The sequence below is a fragment of the Luteimicrobium subarcticum genome, from assembly GCF_002798015.1.
Taxonomy (GTDB): domain Bacteria; phylum Actinomycetota; class Actinomycetes; order Actinomycetales; family Cellulomonadaceae; genus Luteimicrobium; species Luteimicrobium subarcticum.
Genome location: NZ_PGTZ01000010.1, coordinates 63558 through 89049, shown reverse-complemented (window position 1 = coordinate 89049; position 25492 = coordinate 63558). Strand labels below are relative to the sequence as shown.

Annotated in this window: 28 protein-coding genes; 13 read left to right on the top strand and 15 right to left on the bottom strand. The window is 73.1% G+C overall.

The window, feature by feature from the left end; genetic code table 11:
- Window positions 1–31: 31 nt before the first annotated feature.
- From CLV34_RS12565 to CLV34_RS12545, 5 genes are all read right to left on the bottom strand, one after another.
- Entirely contained in the window at window positions 32–964 is a 933-nt protein-coding gene (locus CLV34_RS12565) for an ABC transporter ATP-binding protein (RefSeq protein WP_100350652.1), read from the bottom strand.
- Complete coding sequence (locus CLV34_RS12560) at window positions 961–1806, bottom strand: ABC transporter ATP-binding protein (protein ID WP_100350651.1); 846 nt, start codon at window positions 1804–1806, stop codon at window positions 961–963. Before CLV34_RS12560 ends, CLV34_RS12565 begins: the two co-directional genes overlap by 4 nt.
- Window positions 1803–2891: an ABC transporter permease gene (locus tag CLV34_RS12555; RefSeq protein WP_100350650.1), complete on the bottom strand. Its 1089-nt coding sequence runs from the start codon at window positions 2889–2891 to the stop codon at window positions 1803–1805. Before CLV34_RS12555 ends, CLV34_RS12560 begins: the two co-directional genes overlap by 4 nt.
- 61 nt (window positions 2892–2952) lie before the next feature.
- Complete coding sequence (locus CLV34_RS12550) at window positions 2953–3549, bottom strand: TetR/AcrR family transcriptional regulator (RefSeq protein WP_100350649.1); 597 nt, start codon at window positions 3547–3549, stop codon at window positions 2953–2955.
- Between the two features lie 10 nt (window positions 3550–3559).
- Window positions 3560–4336, bottom strand: coding sequence for a DeoR/GlpR family DNA-binding transcription regulator (locus CLV34_RS12545; protein WP_170044680.1), 777 nt, complete (start codon window positions 4334–4336; stop codon window positions 3560–3562).
- A 30-nt stretch (window positions 4337–4366) separates the two neighbouring features.
- Here CLV34_RS12545 and CLV34_RS12540 point away from each other — a divergent pair, with 30 nt between their 5' ends.
- The 3 genes from CLV34_RS12540 to CLV34_RS12530 are packed head-to-tail and all read left to right on the top strand — an operon-like array spanning window position 4367 to window position 8026.
- Window positions 4367–5563 carry an MFS transporter gene (locus tag CLV34_RS12540; protein WP_245859208.1) on the top strand — a complete coding sequence of 399 codons (1197 nt, stop codon included), beginning with the start codon at window positions 4367–4369 and terminating at the stop codon, window positions 5561–5563.
- Window positions 5564–5622: 59 nt separating this feature from the next.
- A complete protein-coding gene (locus CLV34_RS12535; protein WP_100350648.1) occupies window positions 5623–6612 on the top strand; it encodes a phosphotransferase family protein in 990 nt (329 codons plus the stop codon).
- On the top strand, window positions 6599–8026 hold the full coding sequence (locus tag CLV34_RS12530; protein WP_100350647.1) for an MATE family efflux transporter: 1428 nt from the start codon (window positions 6599–6601) through the stop codon (window positions 8024–8026). The genes CLV34_RS12535 and CLV34_RS12530 overlap by 14 nt, the downstream gene beginning before the upstream one ends.
- Here CLV34_RS12530 and CLV34_RS12525 read toward each other — a convergent pair.
- From CLV34_RS12525 to CLV34_RS12510, 4 genes are all read right to left on the bottom strand, one after another.
- Window positions 8002–8364 carry a VOC family protein gene (locus CLV34_RS12525; RefSeq protein ID WP_100350646.1) on the bottom strand — a complete coding sequence of 121 codons (363 nt, stop codon included), beginning with the start codon at window positions 8362–8364 and terminating at the stop codon, window positions 8002–8004. The genes CLV34_RS12530 and CLV34_RS12525 overlap by 25 nt on opposite strands.
- A 92-nt stretch (window positions 8365–8456) precedes the next feature.
- The gene (locus tag CLV34_RS12520; RefSeq protein ID WP_211289445.1) at window positions 8457–9329 is read right to left on the bottom strand and encodes a CPBP family intramembrane glutamic endopeptidase; all 873 of its coding nucleotides are present in this window, start codon (window positions 9327–9329) and stop codon (window positions 8457–8459) included.
- 131 nt (window positions 9330–9460) lie between these two features.
- Window positions 9461–10159, bottom strand: coding sequence for a response regulator (locus CLV34_RS12515; protein WP_100350644.1), 699 nt, complete (start codon window positions 10157–10159; stop codon window positions 9461–9463).
- Window positions 10156–11262 (bottom strand): sensor histidine kinase, encoded by a 1107-nt coding sequence (locus tag CLV34_RS12510; protein WP_100350643.1) that lies wholly within the window; start codon window positions 11260–11262, stop codon window positions 10156–10158. Before CLV34_RS12510 ends, CLV34_RS12515 begins: the two co-directional genes overlap by 4 nt.
- A gap of 84 nt (window positions 11263–11346) precedes the next feature.
- On the opposite strand from CLV34_RS12510, the gene CLV34_RS12505 reads away from it, so the two are divergent.
- Together CLV34_RS12505 and CLV34_RS12500 are read left to right on the top strand one after the other, a co-directional pair.
- Complete coding sequence (locus CLV34_RS12505) at window positions 11347–11952, top strand: sugar O-acetyltransferase (RefSeq protein ID WP_100350642.1); 606 nt, start codon at window positions 11347–11349, stop codon at window positions 11950–11952.
- A gap of 11 nt (window positions 11953–11963) precedes the next feature.
- Entirely contained in the window at window positions 11964–12710 is a 747-nt protein-coding gene (locus CLV34_RS12500; RefSeq protein ID WP_100350641.1) for a VOC family protein, read from the top strand.
- Here the strand turns inward: CLV34_RS12500 and CLV34_RS12495 are convergent.
- Window positions 12697–12945, bottom strand: coding sequence for an SRPBCC family protein (locus CLV34_RS12495; protein ID WP_100350640.1), 249 nt, complete (start codon window positions 12943–12945; stop codon window positions 12697–12699). The genes CLV34_RS12500 and CLV34_RS12495 overlap by 14 nt on opposite strands.
- Here CLV34_RS12495 and CLV34_RS12490 point away from each other — a divergent pair.
- Window positions 12928–13542, top strand: coding sequence for an MOSC N-terminal beta barrel domain-containing protein (locus CLV34_RS12490; protein ID WP_245859207.1), 615 nt, complete (start codon window positions 12928–12930; stop codon window positions 13540–13542). The two genes, CLV34_RS12495 and CLV34_RS12490, sit on opposite strands and share 18 nt — an antisense overlap.
- A gap of 384 nt (window positions 13543–13926) precedes the next feature.
- Here CLV34_RS12490 and CLV34_RS12480 read toward each other — a convergent pair whose 3' ends face one another.
- Both CLV34_RS12480 and CLV34_RS12475 read right to left on the bottom strand, forming a co-directional pair.
- Entirely contained in the window at window positions 13927–14205 is a 279-nt protein-coding gene (locus CLV34_RS12480; protein WP_100350639.1) for a hypothetical protein, read from the bottom strand.
- Window positions 14199–15722 (bottom strand): SDR family NAD(P)-dependent oxidoreductase, encoded by a 1524-nt coding sequence (locus tag CLV34_RS12475; protein ID WP_100350638.1) that lies wholly within the window; start codon window positions 15720–15722, stop codon window positions 14199–14201. The genes CLV34_RS12480 and CLV34_RS12475 overlap by 7 nt, the downstream gene beginning before the upstream one ends.
- A gap of 383 nt (window positions 15723–16105) precedes the next feature.
- On the opposite strand from CLV34_RS12475, the gene CLV34_RS12470 reads away from it, so the two are divergent.
- The 3 genes from CLV34_RS12470 to CLV34_RS12460 all read left to right on the top strand — a co-directional run bounded on the left by CLV34_RS12470 (window position 16106) and on the right by CLV34_RS12460 (window position 18806).
- Window positions 16106–17092 carry an aldo/keto reductase gene (locus CLV34_RS12470; protein ID WP_100350637.1) on the top strand — a complete coding sequence of 329 codons (987 nt, stop codon included), beginning with the start codon at window positions 16106–16108 and terminating at the stop codon, window positions 17090–17092.
- 65 nt (window positions 17093–17157) lie between these two features.
- The gene (locus CLV34_RS17210) at window positions 17158–18141 is read left to right on the top strand and encodes a cold shock domain-containing protein (RefSeq protein ID WP_100350636.1); all 984 of its coding nucleotides are present in this window, start codon (window positions 17158–17160) and stop codon (window positions 18139–18141) included.
- An 83-nt stretch (window positions 18142–18224) separates the two neighbouring features.
- Window positions 18225–18806 (top strand): GNAT family N-acetyltransferase, encoded by a 582-nt coding sequence (locus CLV34_RS12460; protein WP_100350812.1) that lies wholly within the window; start codon window positions 18225–18227, stop codon window positions 18804–18806.
- A 24-nt stretch (window positions 18807–18830) separates the two neighbouring features.
- On the opposite strand, the gene CLV34_RS12455 is transcribed toward CLV34_RS12460, so the two are convergent.
- The 3 genes from CLV34_RS12455 to CLV34_RS12445 are packed head-to-tail and all read right to left on the bottom strand — an operon-like array spanning window position 18831 to window position 21126.
- Window positions 18831–19838: an ABC transporter permease gene (locus CLV34_RS12455; protein ID WP_157803835.1), complete on the bottom strand. Its 1008-nt coding sequence runs from the start codon at window positions 19836–19838 to the stop codon at window positions 18831–18833.
- The gene (locus CLV34_RS12450) at window positions 19835–20731 is read right to left on the bottom strand and encodes an ABC transporter ATP-binding protein (protein WP_100350634.1); all 897 of its coding nucleotides are present in this window, start codon (window positions 20729–20731) and stop codon (window positions 19835–19837) included. Before CLV34_RS12450 ends, CLV34_RS12455 begins: the two co-directional genes overlap by 4 nt.
- Window positions 20728–21126, bottom strand: a complete 399-nt coding sequence (locus CLV34_RS12445) for a GntR family transcriptional regulator (RefSeq protein WP_245859206.1) — start codon at window positions 21124–21126, stop codon at window positions 20728–20730. Before CLV34_RS12445 ends, CLV34_RS12450 begins: the two co-directional genes overlap by 4 nt.
- A 225-nt stretch (window positions 21127–21351) precedes the next feature.
- On the opposite strand from CLV34_RS12445, the gene dnaK reads away from it, so the two are divergent.
- From dnaK to CLV34_RS12425, 4 genes are read left to right on the top strand one after another with little or no spacing between them, the layout of a single operon-like run.
- Window positions 21352–23232 carry a molecular chaperone DnaK gene (gene dnaK, locus CLV34_RS12440; RefSeq protein ID WP_100350633.1) on the top strand — a complete coding sequence of 627 codons (1881 nt, stop codon included), beginning with the start codon at window positions 21352–21354 and terminating at the stop codon, window positions 23230–23232.
- Window positions 23229–23891: a nucleotide exchange factor GrpE gene (locus tag CLV34_RS12435; protein ID WP_100350632.1), complete on the top strand. Its 663-nt coding sequence runs from the start codon at window positions 23229–23231 to the stop codon at window positions 23889–23891. The genes dnaK and CLV34_RS12435 overlap by 4 nt, the downstream gene beginning before the upstream one ends.
- A gap of 31 nt (window positions 23892–23922) precedes the next feature.
- The gene (locus CLV34_RS12430; RefSeq protein WP_100350631.1) at window positions 23923–24939 is read left to right on the top strand and encodes a DnaJ C-terminal domain-containing protein; all 1017 of its coding nucleotides are present in this window, start codon (window positions 23923–23925) and stop codon (window positions 24937–24939) included.
- A 22-nt stretch (window positions 24940–24961) separates the two neighbouring features.
- Window positions 24962–25378, top strand: a complete 417-nt coding sequence (locus CLV34_RS12425) for a heat shock protein transcriptional repressor HspR (RefSeq protein WP_100350630.1) — start codon at window positions 24962–24964, stop codon at window positions 25376–25378.
- The last annotated feature ends 114 nt before the right edge of the window (window positions 25379–25492 follow it).

Sequence of the window (25492 nt, the reverse complement as noted above, 5' to 3'; positions counted from 1 at the left end):
GGCGATGAGCAGCGCCGCCGACAGCGCGACGCTATCCCGAGTGTGCGCGCCGGTCGTCCGCGGCGGGAGCCGCCCCGCTCGCCCGGTCGGCGTCACCCTCGCGCGCCAGAACGAGCATCCGCTCCTCGATCGTCGCCGGGACGCTCTCGACGTCGGCACGAAGCCCGGCGGCTGCGAGCAGCGCACGGACCTCGCCGGGCGCGGCGTCGGCGACCCGGACGGCGCGACCGTCGAGGATGACCGCCACCCCGGCGGCGTCGAGCGCCGTGAAGGCGGCCGCCCAGTCGTCCGTGCGCACCGCGAGCGCGCGCGTGTCGCCGATGACGTCCTTCTCGCTGCCCTGCGCGACGAGCCGGCCGTGCGACATCAGGAGCAGGCGGTCGCACTGCTGCGCCTCCTGCATGTAGTGCGTCGTGACGAGCACCCCGACCCCGGCGTCGGACTGCTCGCGGATCGTGTCCCACAGGCGCGCGCGGGCCAGCGCGTCCACCCCCGACGTGGGCTCGTCGAGCAGGACGGCGCGCGGACGGTGCGACAGGGCGGCGACGAAGGCAGCCTGCCGCTGCGCGCCCAGCGGCATCGACCCGACGAGGACGTCGGTGTAGCGGGCCAGGTCGTCGTCCAGGCGCGGGACCGGCGTGCCGTAGGTGCCCGCGACGAACTGGAGGTTCTCGAGCAGCGTCATGTCGCGGTACAGCCCGAGGTTCTGGGGGACGTAGCCGATGTTGCGGCGCCGTTCGCGGTTCGGAGGACCGCCCAGCAGGCGCACCGTTCCCTCGCTCGTGGGCAGGAGGCCCAGCAGCATGCGCATGAGCGTGGTCTTCCCGGCACCGTTCGCGCCGAGCAGCCCGACGACCTCGCCCGGCTCGACGGTCATCGTCACGGCGTCGACGGCGGTGAAAGACCCGAAGCGACGGGTGACGGCGACCGCCTCGACGGCCGCGCGGTCCTCCGGGGCGCTCATGAGGCGGTCCCCGCGTCGGTCCTGCCCACTTCCTCAGCGCGGTGGACGAGCGAGAGTGCGATCACGATGTCCTCCAGGTCGGGTTCGACGCGTTCGAGGCCACCGGGCGGGTCGTCGCCGGGCCAGTACTCGTGCCGGGCCCGGCCGCGCCGCCACGACCACTGCGGGCGGACCGCGAGCTCCGCGCGGGTGACGGCGCCCGTGAACCCGGCACGTACCTCGTCCCACGAGCCCTGCACGAGCACCCGCCCGCCGTCGAGCACGACGAGGTGCCCGGCCCGCTCCGCTTCGTCGAGGTAGGTGGTCGACATCACGACGGCGGCACCTGCGGCGGCGGTCTCGGAGATCATGCGCCACAGGTCGATGCGGCTGACGGGGTCCACGCCGGTGCTGGGCTCGTCGAGGACGACGAGGTCGGGCGTGTGCACGATCGCCATGCAGAACCCGAGCTTGCGACGCATGCCGCCGGAGAGCTGTGACGCCAGCCGGTCCGATGCGGACGTGAGGTCGGCGCCGGCGAGGAGGTCTGCGCGCCGGGCGGCGAGCGTCTCGCCCGACAGGCCGTACACACCGCCGGCGAAGTCCAGGTTCTGCGTGACCGTGAGGCCCGCCCAGCTCCCCGCCGACGCAGGCAGAAAGCCGAGCCCTGCCTTCGCCGGGGCCCGCACCACGCCGGAGTCGGGGAGCACCTCGCGTACGAGCGTGCGCAGCAGGGTGGTCTTGCCGGCGCCGTCCCCGCCCACGACCGCGACGACGGTTCCTGGCCGCGCCTCGACGGTGACGTCGTCGAGCGCTGAGATGTCACCGAAGCGAACCGTGACCGATTCGACGCCCGAGGTCATGCCGCACCACCGGTCGTCGGCGTCGCCCCGGCGGCCGACGACGTCGGGTCGTCGGTCGTGCGGTTCTTCTTCGCACGGCGTTCGGGGGCGAGGTCGCGGCGGAACCGCAGGGTGGCCGCCGTGAACACGACGACGGCCATGAGGGCGAGGACGACGAGCGGCAACCACAGCGAGCTGATCGGCGCGCCGCGGAGCATGATGCCTTGCGAGAGCATCGTGAAGTAGGTGAGGGGCAGCAGGTAGCCGATCCATCGGACTCCGGCCGCCATCGCTTCGAGCGGGAAGATCATGCCGGACAGCAGGATCTGCGGCATGAGGACGAAGAAGGCGGTCTGGATCGCCTGGCCCGCTGTCTGCGAGATGGTCGAGATGAAGACGCCGATCCCGAGCACGACGAACAGGAAGATCGCGGCACCGAGCGCGAACGTCAGGACGTTGCCGTTGAACGGGACGTCGAACAGCCACATGCCGAGCAGGGTGACGACCGTCATGTCGAGCGCCGCCAGCAGGAAGTACGGGGTGATCTTGCCCAGGATCACGGTGCTGGGCTTGATCGGCATGACGGCAAGCTGGTCGAGCGTCCCGGCCTCGCGCTCCCGGACGAGCCCGATGCTCGTGATGATCGTGCCGATGAACGTCAGGATGAGGCCGATGATGGCGGGCACCATGACCCACGCGGTCGTGAGGTCGGGGTTGAACAGGATGTCGACGTCGACGTCCTTGCCGGACGTCTTGAGGGCGGCGACGCTCGACTGGGCGGCAAACAGGTTGGAGCCGTCGACGAGCGCCTGGACCGACGACCCGCCGGTGACGAGCGCGACGTCGACCCTGTCGTCGCGCAGCAGCTCCGTGGCGTCGGCCTTGTCGTCGCCGGGTTCGACCGTCGTGACGTCGAAGTAGTCGGGCAGGGCCTTCGCGACCTGCTCGGCCTGCGGGCCGACTACCGCTGTCGACACGCTGTCGACGTAGAAGTTGGCTGCGTATCCGAAGATCACGAGGAGCAGCAGGGGGAGCGCTACCAGGAGCGCGACGGTCCGGCGGTCGCGGACGAGCTCACGGAACTCCTTGACGATCATCGCCTTCATGGACAGCACGCTAGGGCCGCGCGGCCCGTTCTTCAACCGTTGTTGAACGACGGCGTGTCCGTCAGCTGTCCGCGGTGTCGAGGTGCGCCTGCACAGCGGGTGCGACGCGGGCGACGAGCTCGTCGAACGGCAGCGCGACCATGACGGGAAGTCGCGCGACGTAGCGCGTGACCGCGACACCGGCGAGGTGGCTCATCGCGAGCGCGAAGCCAACGGTCCGCCCGGCGACCAGCGCCGCGACCGTCGGGCCGCCGAGGAGCGTCGAGATCAGGGTCCGCACCCGGTCGGACGCGGCCTCGCTGCCCAGCGCGGACCGGGTCAGGACGAGCATCTGGCCGCTCGTCGCCGGGTCCTCCCAGAGCGACAGGTAGGCACGCGCGAGCTGCTCGCCCTGCTGCTCCGCCGGTGCCGACAGCGCAGATGCCACAGCGTCCGGGCCCTCGTGCGGGAGCTCGAGCGTGGCGGCGAACAGACCGTCCTTGCTGCCGAAGTAGTACGCGACCAGCGCGACGTCGACGCCCGCGTCCGCGGCGATCGAGCGAAGCGTCGTCGCCCGCAGCCCGCCCGACCCGAACCGGCGTCGCGCCGCAGCGAGGATGCGGTCACGGTTCGCGCCGTCGCGCGCGCTCGGCTGCCGCGCAGCCCGGTCGGTCGGCATGGTCGCGATCCTAGGCACAGGGCACGTCACGCACGTCGATGCCCAGCTCGCGCGCCTCGTGCGCGACCGTGACGGGCACGCCGGTGCTCACGACGACGTCCAGGTCCGCGAGCGTGCCGAACCGGTAGGCCGCGGTCCGGGCGAACTTGTCGGCGGTGGCGACCAGCACGACCCGCTGCGCTGCGGCGATCGCTGCCCGCTTGACCTGGGCGTCGTCCCACTCGGCGACGGTGAGGCCGCTGTCGGGGTCGGCGGCGCACGCCCCCAGGATCGCGACGTCGAACCGCATGCCGCGCACGGCCTCGAGGGCGGCCGCGCCCGCGAACGTGAGGTCGTCGGTCCGTAAGGTCCCGCCCGGGACGACCACCTGGTTGCCCGGCTTCGACGCGAGGGCGGCCGCGGCGTGCAGCGAGAGCGCGAGGGCGGTCACGCCGACGCCGGCGAGCTCGCGGGCGACGGCGAGCGCGGTCGTCCCGTTGTCGACGAGCACGGAGTCGCCGGGGCGCACCAGCGTCGCGGCCTCGCGGGCGAGCGCGTGCTTGGCGTCGGCGTCCTCGGTCTCCCGGAGACCGAAGGGGTACGGGGTGCCCCGCGTGGGTGCGGGGGCGGCCCCGCCGCGGACACGCCGGACGGCGCCCTGCGCGGCAAGCTCGGTGAGGTCGCGCCGGATCGTGACGGGGGAGAGCCCGGTGAGCTCGGCCAGCTCGGCGATCGTCCGTGTCGTGCCGACGCCCGAGCCGCCGCCGACAGCCCGGATGATCACTCGGTGCCGTTCTGATCGTTGCACGTGATCATTGTGGCTCCTAGCGTGCGCGGCGTGACGACCGAGACGCAGACGACGACCGGGGGCCTGCGCCCCGCCCTGGGCGTCGGGACGATGTTCGCGAGCAACGGCGCGGTGTTCGCGGCGCTCCTGCCGTGGTACCCGATCATGGTGGACCGCCTGCACCTGAGCCCCGCGGAGTTCGGGTTCGTGGTGGCGTCGTTCGCGGTCGGGGCGCTGGTGTCGTCGGCTCTGCCCGCGCCGCTCATCGCCCGCTTCGGGCCGGTCCGCGTCGCGGTGGTGGGCACGGTGCTGCTGGCGGCTGCGATCGCGAGCGCGGCGTGGGCGCCGAGCGCCGCCTGGTTCGCGGTCGCGATCTTCCTCGCGGGCTTCTTCGACGCCGTCGTCGACGTCGCGCAGAACGTCGCGGGCATCCGGGTGCAGGACGCGGTGGGCCGCTCGATCCTCTCGTCGATGCACGCTCTGTGGAGCCTCGGCGGTGTGGCGAGCGGTGCGCTGTCCACCGCCGCCGCGGCGAGCGGGCTGAGCATGCGCGGCTACCTCGTCGGGGTCGCGGTGGTGTGCGTCGGTCTGGTCGCGCTCGGCGGCGTCCTCATCGGGCCGTGGGCGAGCGCCCCGGAGCAGGCGCCCGAGCCCGCGGACGACGCGCCTGCCCGCGGACGCGTGTGGCGCACGGCGCTGCTCGCGGCGCTGCCCCTCGTCGTCATCGCGATCTGCGGGACCATGGTCGAGGACGTCGCGAACAACTGGGCGGCGCTCGCGGGCGTCCGGATCGGCGGGCTCTCGGTGGGCGTCGCGGGCCTCGCGTTCACGGTGACGATCGGCAGCCAGTGCGTCGGACGCTTCACGGGCGACCTGCTGATCCACCGGTTCGGCCGGTCCCGGGTCGCGTTCGTGGGTGGCGTCCTCATCGCGGTGGGCGGGCTCGTCGTCGTGACCGCGCACTCGCCGGCGGTGCTGTTCGTCGGGCTCGCGCTCGCCGGGTACGGGTCGGCGACCCTGGTGCCGAGCGCGCTGACGGCAGCGGCGCGGCTCCCGGGGGTCAGCCAGGGTGCGGGGGTGACGATCGTCAGCTGGCTCATGCGCGTCGGCTTCCTCGTGACGAGCCCGATCATCGGCTCGATCGCGGGTGCCGTCGGGCTGCGGTGGGGGCTGTGCACGCTGGTCGTCGTCGGCGTCGCGGCGGTCGCACTGTCGGGGGCGCTGCGGGAGCGACGCACCGTCAACTAGAGTGTCGAATCGATTCGATCCTGTCGTCCGACGAAGGACGACCGACCCAGGAGCACGGCGTGGAGAGCATCACCAAGAACCGCCAGACGTACGACACCCTCGCCGCCATGGTCGAGCGTGCGTACGGCCCCGACGCGGTGCCGACCGAGCCCGACGGCTGGGCCGACGAGCTCGGCCACGGCTGGTTCAACGTCGCCTACCGGATCCGGCTGCGCGACGGCCGCGACGTCGTCCTGAAGATCGCGCCGCCGCCCGGGGTCGAGGTCATGACCTACGAGCACGGCGCGATGGGCATCGAGCTCGCGTCGCTCGCGATGATCACCGCGCAGACCGACGTGCCGGTGCCCCCGGTGCACGTCGCCGACACGTCGTGCGAGCTCGTCGACGCGCCCTACTTCTTCATGCCGTTCGTCGACGGCGACAACCTCGGCATCGTCAAGGACACCCTCGACCCCGCCGTGCGCGAGGACTGCATGGAGCAGCTCGGCACCGCGAACCGCGAGCTCAACAGCATCCGGGGCGACTGGTTCGGCCCGGTCGCCGGCCCCGGCCACACCACCTGGCGTGCCGCGTTCGGGCAGATCATGGACGACGTCCTCGCCGACGGCGAGCGCCGCCGCGTCGACATCGGCCACTCCTACGACGACGTGCGCGCCGTCGTCGCCGCCCACGCGGACGCGCTCGACGCCGTCACCGAGCCGCGGTTCGTCGAGTGGGACCTGTGGGACTCGAACGTCATGGTCCGCGACGGGAAGATCGCGTGCATCATCGACCACGAGCGCGCCCTGTACGGCGACCCGCTCATGGAGGCGGGGTTCGTCGGGACGCAGCTGCCCGCGTTCGGCGACCCGGCCCCCTTCGTCCGCGGCTACGGCTGGGGCGAGCTCACCGAGAACGAGACGGTCCGCCGCCGGCTCTACTGCCTGCACCTCGTCCTCATCATGGTGATCGAGACCGTCTATCGCGGGCACACCGACACCCAGCAGTACGACTGGGCGCGGGGACAGCTCGACGAGACGCTCGCGCTGCTCGGGCATGGCGCCGCCTGACGACGCCCCCGGGCGGCCGGCCCGCGACGCGCCGGCCGTCCGACCCGGCACCGCCGCTGCCGCGCTCGGGACGCAGCCCGTCGGACGCCTGCTGTGGCACGCGTGCTCCCAGACGACGCTGTCGGTCGGCGTCTACGGGATCTACGCGCTCACCAACGCGTGGTTCGTCGCACGAGGCGTCGGGGCGACCGCGGTGGCCGCGGTCAACCTCGTCGCCCCCGTGCTCCTCGGGCTCGGTGCGGTCTCGACCGCCGTCGGGGTGGGCGGAGCGTCCCTGGTGTCCCGCGCGCTCGGCGCCGGGCGAACCGAGCGGGCAGCCGTCGCCGCCGGCAATGCGTTCGCGGTGTTCTGGGCGGCTGCTCTCGCGACCACCGTCGGCGGGCTGCTGCTGCTCGACCCGCTGCTCGCGCTCCTCGGCGTCGACGCCGCCACCCATGACCTCGCCCGGGACTACGCGGTCGTCCTGCTCGCCGGTGCGGCCGTGTCGACGGGCTTCTCGTCGCTCGTGCGCGCGGAGGGCCGCATGCGGTTCTCGACGATGCTGTGGGTCGTGCCCGTCGTCGTGCAGATCGTGCTCGACCCGCTGTTCATCTACGGGATGCACCTCGGCGTCCGCGGGGCCGCGCTGGGGACCGTGGGCGGGCAGGCCGTGTCCGCCGGGATGAGCGTGTGGTTCTTCTTCGTCCAGCGCGGGCGGCCCTATCGCGTCGGGCTGCGCGAGCTGCGCCCCCGCGCGGCCGTCGTGCGCGCGCTGTTCGGCGTCGGCGCGCCGTCGTTCCTCGCGGGCTTCGGGGCGACGCTGCTCACGGTGCTCGTCAACACGAGCCTGTCGCACGCCGGCGGGGCCGCGGGGGGAGCGGTCGCGCTCGCCGCGTACGCGGTGTGCGCGCGGCTCCAGACGTTCGCGACCATGCCGCAGGTGGGCATCAGCCAAGGGCTCCAGCCCGTCGTCGGCTACAACGCGGGCGCCGGGCTGCGTGCGCGCGTCGGACGCGCGCGCACCCTCGCCCTGCGCTCGACCGTCGTCTACAGCGTCGCCGTCGCGGTCGTCCTCGTCGCGCTCGCCCGGCCGCTCGTCGGTGTGTTCGTGGACGCCCCCGCGGTCGTCGACACCGGGGCGGACGCGCTGCGCGTCCTCGCGGTGGGCATCGCCGCGGCGGGAGTCGCGCCGCTCGTCTCCGCGTACTTCCAGGCGATCGGGCGCCCCCGACCGTCGTACGTCATCTCGCTCGGCACGCTGCTCGTGCTCAAGGTGCCGCTCGTGGTCGTCCTCGGGCGGCTCGGGGTGATCCAGACGTGGGTGGCGCTCGCGGCCGGCGAGGCGGCGGCGGCCGCCGTCGCGCTCGTCGTCCTGCGGCGGCTCGTCGGCCGAGACGCTGCGGCGGCGCGTCAGACCTCGGTCGTCCCCTCGTAGAGCCCGATCGCGTTGCCGTCGGCGTCGGCGATCACGGCCCACCAGCTGGTGTCCGTGATCTCGGACTTCGCCATGAGGACGGTCCCGCCGAGCTCGGTCGCCTTCGCGAGCGTGTCGTCGATCGAGTCCACCTCGACGTAGCTGCGGGGCTGCGTGAACCCCTCGCTGCGCGGGGCGAGCCCACCGCCGCTGATCTGGTTCGGTGCCCGCCACATGGGGTAGCCCTCGAAGCCGGGCGGTGCCGCGATCTGCCAGCCGAACAGGCCGCTGTAGAACTCCGTCGCCGACGCGAGGTCGGTGACGGGGATGTCGATGTGCGTGATGTCGCCGTGTGCCATGACGCCTCCACCGGTCGGGACGGACGTCGGTGCCCGCCGTCCTCAGCGTAGGACGACGGGCACGGCGGCGTGAGGGCAGGGTCCGGGCAGGTTCAGGCTCGGCGTGGGCGGGGCACGATCCGGCCGCGCCGGTGCGCGACGACGAGGAGCAGGACCGTGACGAGCGAGCACACGACCACCGCGACGACGCCGGCCTCGGGGCCGAACGTGCCGCCCGTGAGCCACGTGGCCCCAGGCGTCTCGGACCGCACGAGCCCGTCGGTCGGACCGTCCCCGGAGCCGATGGTGCCGAAGACACCGACGGTCGTGGCGTTCCAGCCGAGATGCAGCCCGATCGGCAGCCACAGGTTTCCGGACGCGACGTACGCCGCGCCGAGCATGAGCCCCGCCTCGATGGCGACCGCCACGGCGCCGGCGAGCGTCGCACCGGGGTTGAGCAGGTGGATCCCGCCGAACAGCACCGCCGACGTGGCGAGCGCGACGACTGTGCCCCACCGCTCCTGGAGCAGCCGGAGCACCACCCCGCGGAACAGGACCTCCTCCGTCACGGCGACCGCGCACATCGTCCCGACGACGGCGACCGCGCCGCCCACCGAGCCCCACCCGGTGATCCGGTAACCGCCGGCGAGCGCGAGCCCGCCGATCATGACTGTCGCGAGCGTGCACCCGCCCGAGACGCCGCGCAGCAGCGTGGACCGGCGATGCGTCCGGGGCAGGTCGGTGGCCTCGTGCCCCTCCACGCGGCGCACGGCCACCCGGTAGAGCGCGAGGACGAGGACGCCGAGGAGCGGTCCGACGACGAGGCCGGCCACGGGGTCGTCCAGCGCCGCGGCGACCGCGTTCACGGCCAGCATCACGACGAGGAAGCCGGTGACCATCGCGGTGACGCGCAGCCCTCGTCGTCGCGTGCCGGGACGTCCTGGGGTGGTCGGGTGGATGGGGTGGGTGCTCGCCGTGCTGGTCATGATCGCGCTCCTGTCGGGTCGTCGTGCCGTCGACGACGACGCTACGGAGCGGTGGGGTGCGCGGGCATCGCCCTGGTGGGGACACCTGCGGTAGCTCTCGCGGGGGATGCGGCGTCCCGGACGATGCCGGGTCAGGCCGGGTTCGCGAGGCCGGACCGGTGCGCGAGCACGACGGCCTGCACACGGTCCCGCAGGTCCAGCTTGGTGAGGATCCGCGAGACGTACGTCTTGACGGTCTCAGTGCTGATGACGAGCGCGGCGGCGATCTCGGCGTTCGACAGCCCGTCGGCGATCAGCACGAGGACCTCGCGCTCGCGGGCGGTGAGCGCGCCGACGACGTCGTCGTCGGAGTGCGAGGGACGGACGCGTTCCGCGAACCGTCCGATGAGCTTCCGCGTGATCGCGGGGGACAGGAGCGACTCCCCGGCGGCGACGGTCCGCACGGCGTCCAGGAGCTGTGCGGGTCGCGCGTCCTTGAGCAGGAAGCCGCTGGCGCCGGCGCGCAGCGCGTCGAAGACGTGCTCGTCGAGGTCGAAGGTCGTGACGACGAGGACCTTGACCGGGTCGGTCGCGCCCGGCCCGGCGATGCGGCGGGTCGCCTCGATGCCGTCGAGCACCGGCATCCGGACGTCCATGACGACGACGTCGGGCCGGAGCCGCTGCGCGAGCCGGACCGCCTCCTGGCCGTCGGAGGCCTCGCCGACCACGGTCATGTCGGGCTGGGCGCCGAGGATCGTGACGAAGCCGGTGCGGACGAGCTCCTGGTCGTCGCACACCAGGATGCGGATCAGCGCGCCCCCGTCGACGGGGGCGTCGGTGGGGCCGGTCATCCCGGCACCCGTGCGCGGACGAGGAACCCGGTGCCGTGCGGCGCGGCGGTCAGCTCTCCGCCGACGAGGTCGACCCGTTCACGCAGCCCGATCAGCCCGCGTCCCGAGCCGCGTCCCAGCCCGGGTCCGTCGGTGCCCTCGGTCGTGACCTCCACGGTGACCTCCTGCGCTCCGTAGGTGATGGCGACGCGCGTCGGAGCGCGCGGTGCGTGCTTGATCGCGTTGGTCAGGCTCTCCTGGACGACGCGCGTGACGACGAGGCCGGGTGCACCCGTCAGCGGCCGCGGGTCGCCGTGCTCCACGAGGTCTACCGGCTGGCCGGCGGCGGCTGCCCGCTCGACCAGGGACCGCAGGTCCGTGGCGGCGGGGTCGTCCATGGGCTCGGGGCCGTCGAGCGCCCCCAGCAGGACCCGCAGGTCGGCGAGCGCGGCGCGGCCCTCGTCGGCGATCGTCTCCAGGCCGGTCCGGGTGCGCGCGGGGTCGTCGACACCGTACTGGGCGGCTTCGGACTGCACGACCATGGCGGTGACGTGGTGGGTGACGACGTCGTGCAGCTCGCGGGCGATCCGACGCCGTTCGGCGTCGACGGCCGCGCGTTCGGCGTCGTGCCGACGCTCGACCCCCGCGTCGGCGCGCACCCGGGTGAGGGCGCCCGTGGCGAACAGGGCGGCGAGGAGCAGGCCGAAGACGACGAAGTCGCCGGCCGTCACCGGCGAACCCGCCGCCGACAGTCCGGCGGCGAGCAGCACGTAGGCGGCGAGGGCGGTCAGCGCGGTGACCCGACGTCGGCGCTGTCCCGGCATCGCGCCCGCTCCCACCAGCGCGACGAGCAGCCCCAGGGCGGCGAAGGTCGTCGGGTAGCCGAGGAGCTGGTCCACCGAGAACGCCACGCCGACCACCGCAAGACAGGTCGCAGGCCGTCGCCGCACGGCGGCGATCGGGGCGCCCTGCGCGACGATCAACAGGGCCCCGAAGGCGTCGAGCGGTCGGTCGTGCAGCTCGCCCAGGTCGACGCCCTGGTGCGCGATCCCGGGGACGAACGAGAGGCCGACGAGCAGCGCGGCTGCCACGGCGTCCCACCGGTAGCGGCGCACCCCCTCCATGTCCCGGCACGCTACCGGACGCCCGTTCGGGCGGGCCGCACCGCCCGAGCGGTGGGAGTTGGTGACCGTCCCTAGGCTCGTCCCATGACTGCTGAGGACGGCGCGGACACCAGGACCATGCGTGAGCGGATGCTCGCGGGCGACGACTACATCGCGGACGACCCGGAGATCGCGGCCGACATCGTCCGCCGGGCCGAGCTGCAGCACCGCATCAACGCGCTGCACCCGCTGGCCGACGACGAGCGCCGCGCCCTGTTCACCGAGCTGCTCGGGGGGTTCGGGGAGGGCGCGGACATCCGGCCGCCGTTCGTGTGCGACCTCGGCTTCCAGACGCGCATCGGCGCCCGGTCGTTCGTCAACTACGGGATGGTGTGCCTGGACGTCGCGGCGGTGACGATCGGTGACGACGTGCTCATCGGGCCGAACGTGCAGCTCCTCACCCCGACGCACCCGATCGCTCCCGAGCCGCGCCGCGCGAAGTGGGAGGGCGCCAAGCCCATCACGATCGGTGACAACGTGTGGCTCGGCGGCGGGGTGATCGTCTGCCCGGGTGTGACGATCGGCGAGAACACGGTCGTGGGGGCGGGGTCCGTCGTGGTGCGGGACCTGCCGGCGAACGTCGTCGCGGTCGGCAACCCCGCGCGCGTCGTCCGGACGCTGGGCGAGCCTGAGGGCACGGCCGGCGCCTAGGGTCGACAGCTATGGCGACGCGGCTGGTACAGGTCAACGTCAAGGCGCGCGACGAGGTCGCGCTCGGGCAGTTCTGGGCGGACGCGCTCGGGTGGGGCACGTCGAGCGAGGGCCCGGGCGTGATCAACGTCGAGCCGCCCGGTCTCGACTGGCCGGACCCGCGTGCGCTGTTCGTGGACGTCGTCCGCGTGCCCGACCCCGAGACCGTGCGCTACCGGGTGCACCTCGACCTCGCGACGTCGTCCGCCGAGCACCATGCCGCGCTCGTCGCGCGGCTCGTCGGGCTCGGGGCGGCCCCCGTCGACATCGGTCAGGGCGACGTCCCCTGGACGGTCCTCGCCGACCCGGAGGGCAACGTCTTCTGCGTGCTCGAGCCGCGGGACCTGTACGCCGACACCGGACCGGTCGCGGCCGTCGTCGTCGACTGCGACGACCCTCGTGCGCTCGCCCGGTTCTGGGCCGGCGCAAGCGGCTGGACGGTGCACGAGGTCGACGACGAGCACGCCTCGCTGCGGTCGCCGGCGGGTGTCGGCCCGTACCTCGAGCTGCTCCGCGCGCCCACGGGCGACTCGCGCCGCTGGCACAACCGCGTCCATCTCGACGTCAAGCCCGAGGCCGACGACGACCAGGACGCCGAGGTCGCGCGGCTGCTCGCCCTCGGGGCGGTGCGCGCCGACGTGGGGCAGGGGGACGACGTGTCCTGGGCCGTCCTGGCCGACCCGGAGGGCAACGAGCTCTGCGTGCTCAGCCCAGGCTGACGGCGCCGCGCCCGTCGTCGCTGTCGTCGGCGGAGAGCTGCGCGGCCAGGCGCTCGCGGTAGTGGGGGACCAGCTCGCCCCATCGTGCGGCGATGTCGCAGCGCGCACGGCCGGCCAGGTGCGCCGCCAGGTCTTCGACGTGGGTCTGCCAGCCTGCGCCATATTCGGCGAGCTGACGCAGGGGGACACCTCGCTCCTCGACGACGAGGAGGGTTCCGTGATCGAGCGCCCGCACGTGGCACCGGACGTCCTCGCGGTCCGCACGGTCGCCTTCACCCCCGTGAAGGGCATGCGCCACCTGCCGCGGCCGGACGCGACGTTCGACGCGCACGGGCCCGTCGACGACCATCGCTGGTGCGTCGTCGACGTGGACCGTCGCCGCGTCCTCAAGACGGTGCAGAGCCCGGCCCTCCTGGCGGTCGAGGCGCGCCTCGACGGCGACCTGCTGGAGCTCGTCCTGCCGGACGGCCGCGTGGCCTGCGCCGCCCCGGAGCGGGCAGGGGAGACGGTGACGTGCAGCTACTGGGGTCGGCCGGTCGAGGTCGCGCTCACGCAGGGGCCGCACGCGGCGCTGCTGTCGTCCTGGCTGGGGCGTCCGGTGCGGCTCGCCGAGGCACCGCGGGGCGGCGTCGTCTACGGCGCGCCGCTGCGCCGTCGTCGACCTCGACCCGTTGACCGGGCGACGTGGCGCGCGGATTCTGCACGCCCTCGCCGGTTACCGGCGGACGAACGGTGCCGGCGAGCCGTGCTTCGGCGTGTCCGCGGAGGTCGTCGGCCCCAGTGCTCCGACGGCGGAACCGGCACCGTCACGCCGATGATGCGCGGAAACTAGCCTGGACCGTAGGAGAACCACGGTGTCGATCGACGACGAGCTGCTCCGGCTCGCGAAGACGGCTGCTGCAGCGGGGTGAGGCCCTGGGGTCGTACGTGGAGGAGGCCTTGCGTCGCCAGCTGGCCGACGTGTCGGCGCGGCGTGCACGCGTGACCCCGCCGGTGTTCGACGGGGGTGGCGGGCCACACCCGGGGATCGACCTGACATCGAACGCGGCGCCCGCGGACGTGATGGACGACAAGCTCCCCCTCGTGAAGCAGCGGTGAGCGCCTACCTCGCGGCGTACTCGATCGCGCTCGGGGCGCGCCTCGCGACCTTCGACCGGGACTTCCGTCGGTTCCCGCACCTGGCGACGGTCGAGCTCACGGGTTGACGCTGCACGGCTCAGGCGAGCGCGCGCGCCTTCCGGGTCGTGGCGTCGACCCCGCGCAGCACGCGCGACGTCGTCGTGGCTCCGTCGTGCCTGGCCTCCGACCGTTCGGCCAGGCGGCGAGCCAGCCACCCGACGAGCGGGACGAGGACCGCGAGCACCACGAGCGTTCGCAGGCGCAGCTTGAGCAGCTTCCACATGGTCGGACCTTCCGTCGGGTGCCGGTCCTCGACCGTAGGCACGGCCGGGCCGCCGACGCCCGCCGGGGTCACGACGCCGGGCAGCCTCACCACTGGCTGGGCGCGTAGTCCTTGAGGAAGCAGCCGTACAGGTCCTCGCCGGCCTCGCCCCGGACGATCGGGTCGTACACCCGTGCCGCCCCGTCGACGAGGTCGAGGGGCGCGTGGAACCCCTCCTCGGCGAGCCGCACCTTGGTGGTGTGGGGGCGCTCGTCGGTGATCCACCCGGTGTCCACGGCCGTCATGAGGATGCCGTCCGCGAGCATCTCGGACGCGCTGGTGCGCGTCAGCATGTTGAGCGCGGCCTTGCTCATGTTGGTGTGCGGGTGCCCGGCGCCCTTGTAGCCGCGCGAGAACACGCCCTCCATCGCGGACACGTTGACGATGTACGTCCGGCGGGCAGGCGACGCGGCCATCGCCCCGCGCAGGCGGCTGATGAGGATGAACGGCGCCGTCTGGTTGCAGAGCTGGACCTCGAGCAGCTCCATCGCGTCGACCTGCTCGACCGTCGCGACCCAGCTGTTCGTCGTCGTGACGTCGGGGATCAGCCCGCCCGCGTCGATCGAGGTGCCCGCGACGAGGCGCTCCAGGCTCGCTGCCTCCGCCGTGAGGGACTGCGCGACGAGCTCGTCCGCGGACGCGCGCGCCGCGTGCTCGATCGCGAGCGTGGGGCTCGTCAGCTCCGTCACCGACCCCGCGAGGGCGCGGGGGTGCGCGTCGCTCGTGTGGCCGAACGTCGTGATGAGGCGCTCCGCGTCGGGCGCGAGGGGCGCCTGCTCGGCGTCCGCGATGCGCGTGTACGCGCCGGGGGACCGGCGCACCGTCTGCGCGGCGTTGTTGATCAGGACGTCCAGCGGGCCCTGCGCGGCGACGTGGTCGGCGAGTGACACGACCTGCGCAGGGTCGCGCAGGTCGATCCCGACGACGTGCAGCCGGTGCATCCAGTCGGCGGCGTCGTCCATGGCGCTGAAGCGTCGGACGGCGTCGCGCGGGAACCGCGTCGTGATCGTCAGGTCGGCGCCGTCGCGCAGCAGCCGCAGCGCGATGTACATGCCGATCTTCGCGCGCCCGCCCGTCAGCAGCGCGCGCCGGCCGGTGAGGTCGGTGCGGGCGCCGCGCTTGGCGTGGTGGGTGGCCGCGCAGGACGGGCACAGCTGGTGGTAGAACGCGTCGACGACCGTGTAGTCCTGCTTGCAGACGTAGCACGGCCGCGCGCGGCGCAGCGTGCCGGCGACGGCCCCGGTCGTCGCCGAGGAGATCGGAATCCCGTTCGTCTCGTCGTCGATGCGCCCCGGGCTGCCCGTCGCGGTCGCGGCGACGACCGCCGCGTCCGCCTCGTTGATGACACGCCGCCGCTCGGTCCGCCGGTGCTTCTTCGCCGCCTTGAACAGGCTGGACGCGCCGCGCCGCGCCGCCGCGTGCTGCGGGTGCGTCTGCGGCAGGACGGCCACCTGGTCGATGACGCGGAGGAACGTCGCGAAGTCTGCGGGGTCGATGCCGGCACCGGTCTCGGTCTCGTCCGGGGTCACGTCGGTGGAGTGGTCCGCCGACGCGGTCGTGTGCGCGCTCATGCGGCGTCCGTCCTGCGGGGTGGGGGGAAGCTCTCGCGATACCGCGGGCCCCTTCCATGGTACGTGGGCCCCGAGGGGGAGGGAGCGGGCGAGCCCCGTCGCCGGCCAGGCCCTCGTCCGGTACGAGCGGGGTGGGCGTCGACGCGGTCGGAACCACGCGGTCGGCCGCCGGTCGGAACGCACCAGGTGCTTGACGCGAGCAACAGTGGGTCGATTCTCCGGCGGGAGCTCGCGTGGTCTGCCTACCACGCCGGGGCACCACGAGGGAGGCCCTGACGCACCCCGGACCACGGGGACCTGCCGCGTCCGGACGCGGCCGCGTACGTTCGGCGGTATCGCTCGACGACATCGCTGGACGACCGGACGACCACGGAGGACGAACCATGCACACCCGAACCCTCGGACAGGGCCTCGAGGTCTCAGCGGTCGGCCTCGGAGCCATGGGCATGTCGCAGAGCTACGGCCCGAACCCCGGTGGACGCGACGACATGGTCCGGGTGCTCCGCTCCGCGGTCGACCTCGGCGTGACGTTCTTCGACACCGCCGAGGTGTACGGGCCGTACGTCAACGAGGAGCTCGTCGGCGAGGCCCTCGAGCCGGTGCGGGACGAGGTCGTCGTCGCGACGAAGTTCGGCTGGCGGATCGAGGACGGCCGCAGCGTGGGTCTCGACAGCCGCCCCGAGCAGGTCCGGGCCGTCGCGGAGGCGTCGCTCCGCCGCCTGCGGACGGACGTCATCGACCTCTTCTACCAGCACCGCGTCGACCCGGACGTCCCGATCGAGGACGTCGCGGGGACGGTCGGCGAGCTCGTCGCGGAGGGCAAGGTACGGTGCTTCGGGCTGTCGGAGGCGTCGGCCCGCACGATCCGTGCGGCGCACGCGGTGTTCCCGGTGACCGCGGTGCAGAGCGAGTACTCGCTGTGGACGCGCGACCCCGAGGCCGAGGTGCTGCCCACGCTCGCGGAGCTCGGCATCGGGTTCGTCCCGTTCAGCCCGCTCGGCAAGGGATTCCTCACGGGGACGGTCGACGCCGCGACGGCGTTCACGGACGGCGACATCCGGTCCACGATCCCGCGGTTCACAGCGGAGAACCGCGACGCGAACCGCGCGCTCGTCGAGCACGTCACCGCGCTCGCCGCACACCGGGGCGCGACGCCCGGGCAGGTCGCGCTCGCGTGGCTGCTCGCGCAGCACCCGTGGGTCGTGCCGATCCCGGGGACGCGGCGGACGTCCCGCATCGCGGAGAACGCGGCCGCGACGGCAGTCGCCCTGTCCGCGGACGAGCTCGCCGACCTGGACGGGCTGGCCCGCCGCGTGGGGGTGCAGGGCGACCGCTACAACCCCGTCCACATGGGGTACGTGAACCGGTAGGAGCGCCCGGGCCGGCTCGGGGGACAATGGGTCTCAGCACTTTCTGCCGAGACGAGGAGTCTTCCGTGCCCCAGGGAACTGTCCGATGGTTCGACACCGACCGAGGGTTCGGGTTCATCGACCTCGGAAACGGTGAAGAGGACCTGTTCGTCCACGCGTCCGAGATCGTCGGCGACGACGGCCCGAAGCAGCTCCGCGAGGGGCAGGCCGTCGAGTTCGAGGTCGGCGAGGGCGATCGTGGACCGCAGGCCCGCCGTGTCCGCGTGACGGGCGAGCGGGCGTCCGACGCGACGCTGGGCGTGCTCGGCACCGTCAGCTGGTACGAGCCGGCCAAGGGCTACGGGTTCGTCAACCCCGACGGCGGCGGCGCGGAGATCTTCCTGCACAGCTCCGCGATCGTCGGCGGCGGCGTGGTCTCCGAGGGGCAGCGGGTCGCGTTCCTCGTCGTCCCCGGCGAGAAGGGTCCGCAGGCGGACCACCTGCTCCCGCTCGGCGCGGACGCGGGCCGGAGCGCCGCCCAGTCCGACGGCGCCGACGGCACGGTCTCGTGGTGGGACGACACCAAGGGCTTCGGGTTCGTCGTCCCCGACACGGGTGGCGGCGACGTGTTCGTCCACGCGAGCGCGCTCGGGCGCGGACTGACCGAGCTCTTCGAGGGTGCGCGCGTGACGTTCGACGTCGTCGCCGGCGACAAGGGTCCGAACGCCCGCAACGTCGAGCTCGTGCGTGGCTCCGGCCCGCGCGGTGGCGCTGACCGCGGCCCGCGCGGTGGCGCTGACCGCGGCCCGCGCGGTGGCGCCGACCGCGGCCGGCCGGGTCGCCCCGGGGCGTCGGGCGGCGGTCCGGTGCGCGGTGGCCAGGGCGTCGTCGCGCGGTACGACGAGGAGCGCGGCTTCGGCTTCATCACCCCGGACGCCGGGGGCGAGGACCTGTTCGTGCACGTGTCCGTCGTGCGCGGCAACGAGGTGCTCGAGGCGGGCGACCGCGTCCGGTACAAGGTGCGTCAGAGCGACCGTGGGCCGCAGGCGGACGGCGTCGAGATCATCTGAGCCCTACCCCGTCGCCGCCGTGCGCCCGGACCGGCACGTCAAGAGCGTGCCGGTCCGGGCGCTCGCGGGCGGTGCTTGCCGCCGTGGACACCTACCTGCAGACCGAACGCGTCACCCTGCGTCGCTTCGGCATCGACGAGGCCGACCTGCTGATCGAGCTCGACAGCGATCCCGCGGTCATGCGCTACCTCTCCGGCGGGGCGCCGACGCCGCCGGAGCTCTACCGCGACGGGGGTGTCGCCGGCATCGTCGCCAGCTACGACCGGTGGGCGGGCGCCTTCGGTCTCTTCGCCGCGTACGAGACGGCGGACGACGCCTTCGTCGGGTGGTTCTGCCTGCGCCCCGAGCGCGACGGGCCCCTCGACGAGGTCGAGCTCGGGTACCGGCTGCGCCAGGCCGCGTGGGGCAGGGGCCTGGCCACCGAGGTGTCCGCGGCCCTGCTCGCGAAGGCGTTCACCGAGCTCGACGTCCGCCTGGTGTGGGGCGAGACGATGGCGCTGAACCACGCGTCGCAGCACGTCATGGAGAAGGTCGGGATGGTCGTGACGCAGACGGTCGAGACGCCCGAGGACATGCTGGCGGTCGAGGGCGCCGAGCTCGGCGGCTTCCGGTACGAGATCACCAGGGAGCAGTGGGACCCGGAGCAGGGCGCGCGGCGCCCCTGAGCTGGCAGCCACGGTGCTCCGCGCTCAGGTGATCCGGTGGCGCACCCACCACACGCACAGGCCCACGGCGACCGCGGCGAGCGCGACCAGGATCCCCGTCTCGACGAGCTGGAGGTCCCAGAACCGGCTCGCGGGCTGGTAGGTCACGTCCTGGCGCAGGCCGAGCGAGTCGACCCAGTCCATGCACTGCTGGCCAGGGAGGCGGCGGTCGCACTGGGTCGGGTCCGCCGGCCCGACGAAGAGCGCACCCTGGGGGGTGAGGGTGCGGTTCGTGAGGACGAGCGCACCCTTCTGGGCGAAGTTCGCGACGACCTCCATATGACCGCCGTTGGTCTCGGAGAAGGTCTGGAGGTCGGCGAGGTCGAGCGGCACGTTGGCGTGCACGGGTGGCACCAGGTGCGGGCGGAGCCAGAGAGAGAACGTGAGCATGAGCCCGCCCACGACCGCGAACGTCGTCGCCATCGCCGGCACGGTGCGCCGCACGACCGCTCCGAGGAGCGCGCCGACCGCGACGGCCAGTAGCGCGTAGCCGACGGGGACGATGCCGCGTGCCAGGTAGACCCCGGGCTGGAGCCGGCCGCCCTGGGCGGCGTCGAGGGGGTTGGCCCACCAGGTGAGCGCCAACGACGCGAGACCGGCCGCCACGGCTGCGGCCCCGAGGGCCAGGCCGAGCCGGGGCAGGAGCCACCGGGTCCGCGGGACGCTCTGGGTCCAGGCGACGCGGTAGGTGCCGGTCTCGAGCTCGCGAGCGACGAGTGGCGCGCCCCAGAACACGCCCGCGAGGATCGGGAAGCCGACCATCGCGAGCGCTCCGATCGTGTACGTCGCGCCCGTGAGTCCCGTCTTCGCGTCGGCGAGGAACGACCGGGACAGGTCGGAGCACCGGCCGCCGGTGCAGCCCGCGATCCCGCTGTCGGCGTAGGTCTGCGCGAGGTGCGGGCCGGTGGCGACGGCGAGGAGCGCGAGGCAGGCGAGCACGACGAGGGTCACGTAACCCTGGGCGCGGAACAGGCGCCAGCTGAGCCAGGTCATCGGACGGCCTCCGCAGGCGAGTCGGGACGCGGTGCCGGTGATGCGGCTCGGGCCATGTACGCGAGCACGACGTCCTCCATCCCGAGGGGTTCGACCTGGGTGCGGTCCCCGACGACGGGCAGCGCGCTGCGCACGACGACGGTCCGGTGCCGGTCCGTGCCGGTCGAGTGCACCAGCTCGGCGCCGGGCGGCAGCTCGTCGAGGTCCCGGGCGTCGCCGGTGAGCCGGTAGTGGGTGCCGGTGACCTCGTCGAGGTCGGCGGCGAGCTGCACGTGCGAGCCGGTGAGCACCACGACGTGGTCGCAGACGCGCTCGAGGTCGCTCACGAGGTGCGACGACAGCACGACGGACGCCCCGTGGTCGACGACGTGCGTCATGAGCCCCTGGAGGAGCTCGCGTCGGGCGAGGGGGTCGAGGCTGGCGGCGGGCTCGTCGAGGAGGAGGAGCTCGGGGCGCTTGGCGAGTGCGAGGGTCAGTGCGAGCTGCGCCCGCTGGCCGCCTGAGAGCCGACCTGCCTTCTGGCGCGGGTCGAGGGCCAGGTCGTCGATCCGGCGCTCGGCGAGCCGGTGGTCCCACCGCGGGTTGAGGCGGCGGCCGAGCTCGAGGTGGTCGGCGACGGTGAGGCCGGCATAGGTCGGGGCGTCCTGTGCGACGAACCCGACGCGGGCGAGCTGGTCGGGGCTGCAGGCGGGCGTGTCGCCGAGCACCTCGATCTCGCCCGACGTCGGCCGGATCAGGCCCGCGGCAAGGTTGAGCAAGGTGGACTTGCCGGCGCCGTTGGGCCCGACCAGTGCGACGACGCGCCCGGCGGGGATCTCCAGGGTGCACTCGGCGAGCGCCGTCCGCCGTCCGTACCGCTTCGTGAGGCCGCGGGCCGTGAGCGCCGACGTCACGAGGTCACCCGGAGGTGCTCGCGCAGGGTGCCGTGGACGAGCGCCTCGACGCTCTCGTCGTCGAGCCCGGCCTGCTGCGCGTCCTCGATCCAGCGCACGAGCCCGGCGCGGAGCCGCACGTACGAGGCCGCGGGGACGTCGCCCGCGAGCGAGCCGGTCACGAAGGTGCCGAGGCCCGGACGCGGGGTGACGAGCCCGGCGTACTCGAGCTCGCGGTACGCCTTGTGCACGGTGTTGGGGTTGATCGTGACCGTCGAGACGACCTCGCGGACGGTCGGCAGCTGGTCGCCCTCGCGCAGGAGGCCGAGCCGGAGGGCGTGGCGCACCTGTTGCACGATCTGGAGGTAGGGCGCGACGCCGGAGGCGGCGTCGAGGTGGAACCGGATCATCTTCATCCCATTCTGCTAGAACACTAGGACAATAGAACGACACGCCTGGCCCGGGCAAGACCGCCCCCGACGTCCTGGAATACCCGTGCTTCGAGCAGGGTTGAGTGAAGCAGACTCAACTTTGTGCGACCCTGGCTTGCATCCCGTCCGGCGCCGCGCTTACGTTGAGTGCAGCAGACTCAACCCGCCCGCGGCCCCTCGCGCCGCAGGCTTGCACAGGAGGCAGAACACATGGCACGAGCAGTCGGTATCGACCTGGGCACCACCAACTCGGTCGTCGCGGTCCTCGAGGGTGGCGAGCCCACCGTCATCGCGAACGCCGAGGGTTCCCGCACCACGCCGTCGGTCGTCGCGTTCTCCAAGGCCGGCGAGGTCCTCGTCGGCGAGGTCGCGAAGCGCCAGGCCGTCACGAACGTCGACCGCACCCTCTCGTCCGTCAAGCGCCACATGGGCACGGACTGGACGACCGAGATCGACGACAAGAAGTACACGGCGCAGGAGATCAGCGCCCGCATCCTCGGCAAGCTGAAGCGCGACGCGGAGGAGTACCTGGGCGAGCCCGTCACCGACGCGGTCGTCACGGTCCCCGCATACTTCAACGACGCCGAGCGTCAGGCCACGAAGGACGCCGGCCAGATCGCGGGCCTCAACGTCCTGCGCATCGTCAACGAGCCCACCGCGGCCGCGCTCGCCTACGGCCTGGAGAAGGGCAAGGAGGACGAGCTCATCCTCGTCTTCGACCTGGGCGGCGGCACGTTCGACGTGTCCCTCCTCGAGGTCGGCAAGGACGAGGACGACTTCTCCACCATCCAGGTGCGTGCGACGTCGGGCGACAACCGCCTCGGCGGCGACGACTGGGACCAGCGCATCGTCGACCACCTCATCAAGCAGGTGAAGAACGGCACGGGCGTCGACCTGTCGAAGGACAAGATCGCGCTGCAGCGTCTGCGTGAGGCGGCGGAGCAGGCCAAGAAGGAGCTCTCCTCGGCCACCAGCACCAACATCTCGATGCAGTACCTGTCGATGGGCGAGAACGGCCCCGTCCACCTGGACGAGAAGCTCACCCGTGCTCAGTTCCAGCAGATGACGCAGGACCTGCTCGACCGCACCAAGGCGCCGTTCCACAAGGTCATCGCGGACGCCGGCGTGTCCGTCTCCGAGATCGACCACGTGGTCCTCGTCGGCGGTTCGACCCGCATGCCGGCCGTGTCCGAGGTCGTCAAGGAGCTCACCGGCGGCAAGGAGCCCAACAAGGGCGTCAACCCGGACGAGGTCGTCGCCGTGGGCGCCGCCCTGCAGGCCGGCGTCATCAAGGGCGACCGCAAGGACGTCCTGCTCATCGACGTGACCCCGCTCTCCCTCGGCATCGAGACCAAGGGCGGCGTGATGACCAAGCTCATCGAGCGCAACACGGCCATCCCGACGAAGCGCTCCGAGGTCTTCTCGACCGCCGAGGACAACCAGCCGTCGGTGCTCATCCAGGTGTTCCAGGGCGAGCGTGAGTTCGCGCGGGACAACAAGCCGCTGGGCACGTTCGAGCTGACCGGCATCGCGCCGGCGCCGCGCGGCGTGCCGCAGATCGAGGTCACCTTCGACATCGACGCGAACGGCATCGTCCACGTCGGCGCCAAGGACCGCGGCACCGGCAAGGAGCAGAAGATGACGATCACCGGCGGCTCCGCGCTGCCGAAGGACGACATCGACCGCATGGTCAAGGAGGCCGAGGAGCACGCGGCCGAGGACAAGAAGCGTCGTGAGGACGCGGAGACCCGCAACCAGGCCGAGGCGTTCGTGTACTCGACCGAGAAGCTGGTCAACGAGAACAAGGACAAGATCCCGGCGGAGGTCGCGACCGAGGTCGAGGCCGACATCGCCGGTGTGAAGTCCGCGCTCGAGGGCGAGGACGCCGAGGCCGTGAAGTCGGCGCACGAGAAGCTCGTGGCGTCGAGCCAGAAGATCGGCGAGGCGCTCTACCGCTCGGCCGAGCAGGAGCAGGCCGCCGGCGCGACCGGCGCTGCGACCGACGACGCGGCTGCCGCGGCCGGGGCGTCCAGCGCTCCGGACGAGGACGTCGTCGACGCCGAGATCGTGGACGAGGACGAGTCCAAGTGACCGACGAGAACGCGTCGTTCCACTTCAGCGACAAGCGTCGCATCGACCCGGAGACGGGCGAGCCGCGCACCCCCGCGTCCGACGCTGCGGCGTCGGACGCGGGGGCCGCCCCCGACCCGGCGGCTCCCGAGCGCGGCGCCGCTCCCGAGGGCGCGGCCACGGGCGGCGACCCGCTCGAGGCGCTCGACTTCGAGCCCTCGGACGACGCGCTGGCCGGTGTGGACTCCGCGCTGGCCGCCGCGCAGGCGGAGGCGACGGCCCACCTCGACGCCCTGCAGCGTGAGCGTGCGGAGTTCGTGAACTACCGCAACCGCGCCAAGCGGGAGGCCGAGGCGGCGCGCTCGCGCGGCGTCGAGGACGTCCTCGCGTCCCTGCTCCCGGTGCTCGACGACGTCGAGCGTGCCCGGGCGGCGGGCGACCTCACGGGTCCGTTCGCGGCGATCAGCGAGAAGCTCGACGCGGCGCTCGCCAAGCACGGCGTCGAGCGGTTCGGCGCCGTGGGGGAGGAGTTCGACCCGAACCTCCACCACGCGCTCATGCACCAGGCGGACGCGGACGCCACGACGACCAGGATCAGCCAGGTCGTCGAGCCGGGCTACAAGGTCGGCGACCGGGTGTTCCGGCCGGCGAACGTGCTCGTCGTCGGCCCGCAGGACTGACCATCACGTACACCTTCAGGAGGGAGACGCCATGACCGGGCAGGACTGGTTCGACAAGGACTTCTACGCGGCTCTCGGCGTCCCCAAGGACGCGGACGACGCCGCGATCAAGAAGGCGTACCGCAAGCTCGCGCGGCAGTGGCACCCGGACCAGAACCCGGGTGACGCTGCCGCCGAGGCGAAGTTCAAGGAGATCGGCGAGGCCTACGCGGTCCTGTCCGACTCCGAGCAGCGCCAGCAGTACGACGCCGTGCGCGCCATGGCCGGCGGCGGGGCCCGCTTCAGCGCGGGTGCCGGCGGCCGTGGCGGCTCGGGCGGCTTCGAGGACGTCTTCGGCGGCATGTTCGGCGGGAGCGGCGGGGGCCGCACGCGCTACTCGACAGGTGGCGCGGGCAGCCCCGACCTCGACGACCTCCTCGCCAACATGTTCGGTGGCGGGGGCATGGGTGGCGGCGGTCGCCGGCAGGCCGGCTTCGGCGGCCCGCAGGTGCAGCGCGGCCAGGACATCGCCGCGTCCACCACGCTCGCGTTCCGCACCGCCGTGGAGGGCACCGAGACGACGTTCGACGTAGGCGGCCGGTCGGTGCGCACCCGCATCCCCGCGGGGGTGCGTGACGGGCAGAAGATCAAGCTCGCGGGCAAGGGCCAGGCCGGCATGAACGGCGGCGCGGCGGGCGACCTCGTCATCACGGTGCGGGTCACCCCGCACCCGGTGTTCTCCCTCGACGCCGCCGACCCGAGGAACCTGCGCATGACGGTCCCCGTGACCTTCGCGGAGGCGGCGCTCGGCACGACGCTGGAGGTCCCGACGTTCGACGGCGAGACCGTCAAGGTCAAGGTGCCGGCGGGAACCCCGTCGGGGCGCACCCTGCGGGTGAAGGGACGCGGCGCGACGACGTCGAAGGGCGCGGGCGACCTGCTGGTGACCGTGCAGGTCGTCGTCCCGCAGAAGCTGTCCAAGGCGGCCAAGGCGGCCGTCGAGACGTTCGCCACCGAGACCGCGGGCGACGACGTCCGGGCGGACCTCGCCGCACGCGCGGCCCAGTAGACCGCGGTCGGGAGGAGGCGTCGTGCGTGACGACGAGCCACAGTTCGTGATCTCGGAGGCTGCGGCGCTCGCGGGGATGCACCCGCAGACTCTGCGCCAGTACGACCGCCTCGGCCTAGTGTCGCCACGGCGCGCGGTCGGGCGGGGGCGCCGCTACTCGTTGCGCGACGTCGCGAAGCTGCGAGAGGTGCAGCGCCTGTCCCACGAGGAGGGCGTGAACCTCGCGGGCATCAAGAAGATCATCGCGCTCGAGGAGCGCGTGGAGCGCCTCGAGGCGCTGCTCGAGCTGCTCGCGACGCGGGCCGAGCCGGGCCGGAGGGTGTTCACGGCAGGCTCGACGGGCGACGTCGTCATCGTGCCCCGCGGACGACGTGCGGCCCGCGCCACGGACGAGCGCGCGGCGCTGGTCCGGTGGACGCCCTTCCCGCCCGGACGCTGAGCGGGCGACGCGGCCCAGATTAACGAACCGGTTGCATTGCTAATTAAATACAGAAATACATTCTGGTAAGGCAGTACTACCTTGCTAGCGAAATGCATTTCACGGGTTTAGTGT

What these genes read in the sequence shown, in the direction of transcription:
- CLV34_RS12565 (WP_100350652.1), bottom strand. Translation starts at nt 964, where the DNA reads ATGAGCGCCCCGGAGGACCGCGCGGCCGTCGAGGCGGTCGCCGTCACC.
- CLV34_RS12560 (WP_100350651.1), bottom strand. Translation starts at nt 1,806, where the DNA reads ATGACCTCGGGCGTCGAATCGGTCACGGTTCGCTTCGGTGACATCTCA.
- CLV34_RS12515 (WP_100350644.1), bottom strand. Translation starts at nt 10,159, where the DNA reads ATGACCGGCCCCACCGACGCCCCCGTCGACGGGGGCGCGCTGATCCGC.
- CLV34_RS12430 (WP_100350631.1), top strand. Translation starts at nt 23,923, where the DNA reads ATGACCGGGCAGGACTGGTTCGACAAGGACTTCTACGCGGCTCTCGGC.
- CLV34_RS12520 (WP_211289445.1), bottom strand. Translation starts at nt 9,329, where the DNA reads ATGACCAGCACGGCGAGCACCCACCCCATCCACCCGACCACCCCAGGA.
- CLV34_RS12510 (WP_100350643.1), bottom strand. Translation starts at nt 11,262, where the DNA reads ATGGAGGGGGTGCGCCGCTACCGGTGGGACGCCGTGGCAGCCGCGCTG.
- CLV34_RS12550 (WP_100350649.1), bottom strand. Translation starts at nt 3,549, where the DNA reads ATGCCGACCGACCGGGCTGCGCGGCAGCCGAGCGCGCGCGACGGCGCG.
- CLV34_RS12530 (WP_100350647.1), top strand. Translation starts at nt 6,599, where the DNA reads ATGGCGCCGCCTGACGACGCCCCCGGGCGGCCGGCCCGCGACGCGCCG.
- CLV34_RS12505 (WP_100350642.1), top strand. Translation starts at nt 11,347, where the DNA reads ATGACTGCTGAGGACGGCGCGGACACCAGGACCATGCGTGAGCGGATG.
- CLV34_RS12475 (WP_100350638.1), bottom strand. Translation starts at nt 15,722, where the DNA reads ATGAGCGCGCACACGACCGCGTCGGCGGACCACTCCACCGACGTGACC.
- dnaK (WP_100350633.1), top strand. Translation starts at nt 21,352, where the DNA reads ATGGCACGAGCAGTCGGTATCGACCTGGGCACCACCAACTCGGTCGTC.
- CLV34_RS12455 (WP_157803835.1), bottom strand. Translation starts at nt 19,838, where the DNA reads ATGACCTGGCTCAGCTGGCGCCTGTTCCGCGCCCAGGGTTACGTGACC.
- CLV34_RS12470 (WP_100350637.1), top strand. Translation starts at nt 16,106, where the DNA reads ATGCACACCCGAACCCTCGGACAGGGCCTCGAGGTCTCAGCGGTCGGC.
- CLV34_RS12500 (WP_100350641.1), top strand. Translation starts at nt 11,964, where the DNA reads ATGGCGACGCGGCTGGTACAGGTCAACGTCAAGGCGCGCGACGAGGTC.
- CLV34_RS12525 (WP_100350646.1), bottom strand. Translation starts at nt 8,364, where the DNA reads ATGGCACACGGCGACATCACGCACATCGACATCCCCGTCACCGACCTC.
- CLV34_RS12445 (WP_245859206.1), bottom strand. Translation starts at nt 21,126, where the DNA reads ATGAAGATGATCCGGTTCCACCTCGACGCCGCCTCCGGCGTCGCGCCC.
- CLV34_RS12555 (WP_100350650.1), bottom strand. Translation starts at nt 2,891, where the DNA reads ATGAAGGCGATGATCGTCAAGGAGTTCCGTGAGCTCGTCCGCGACCGC.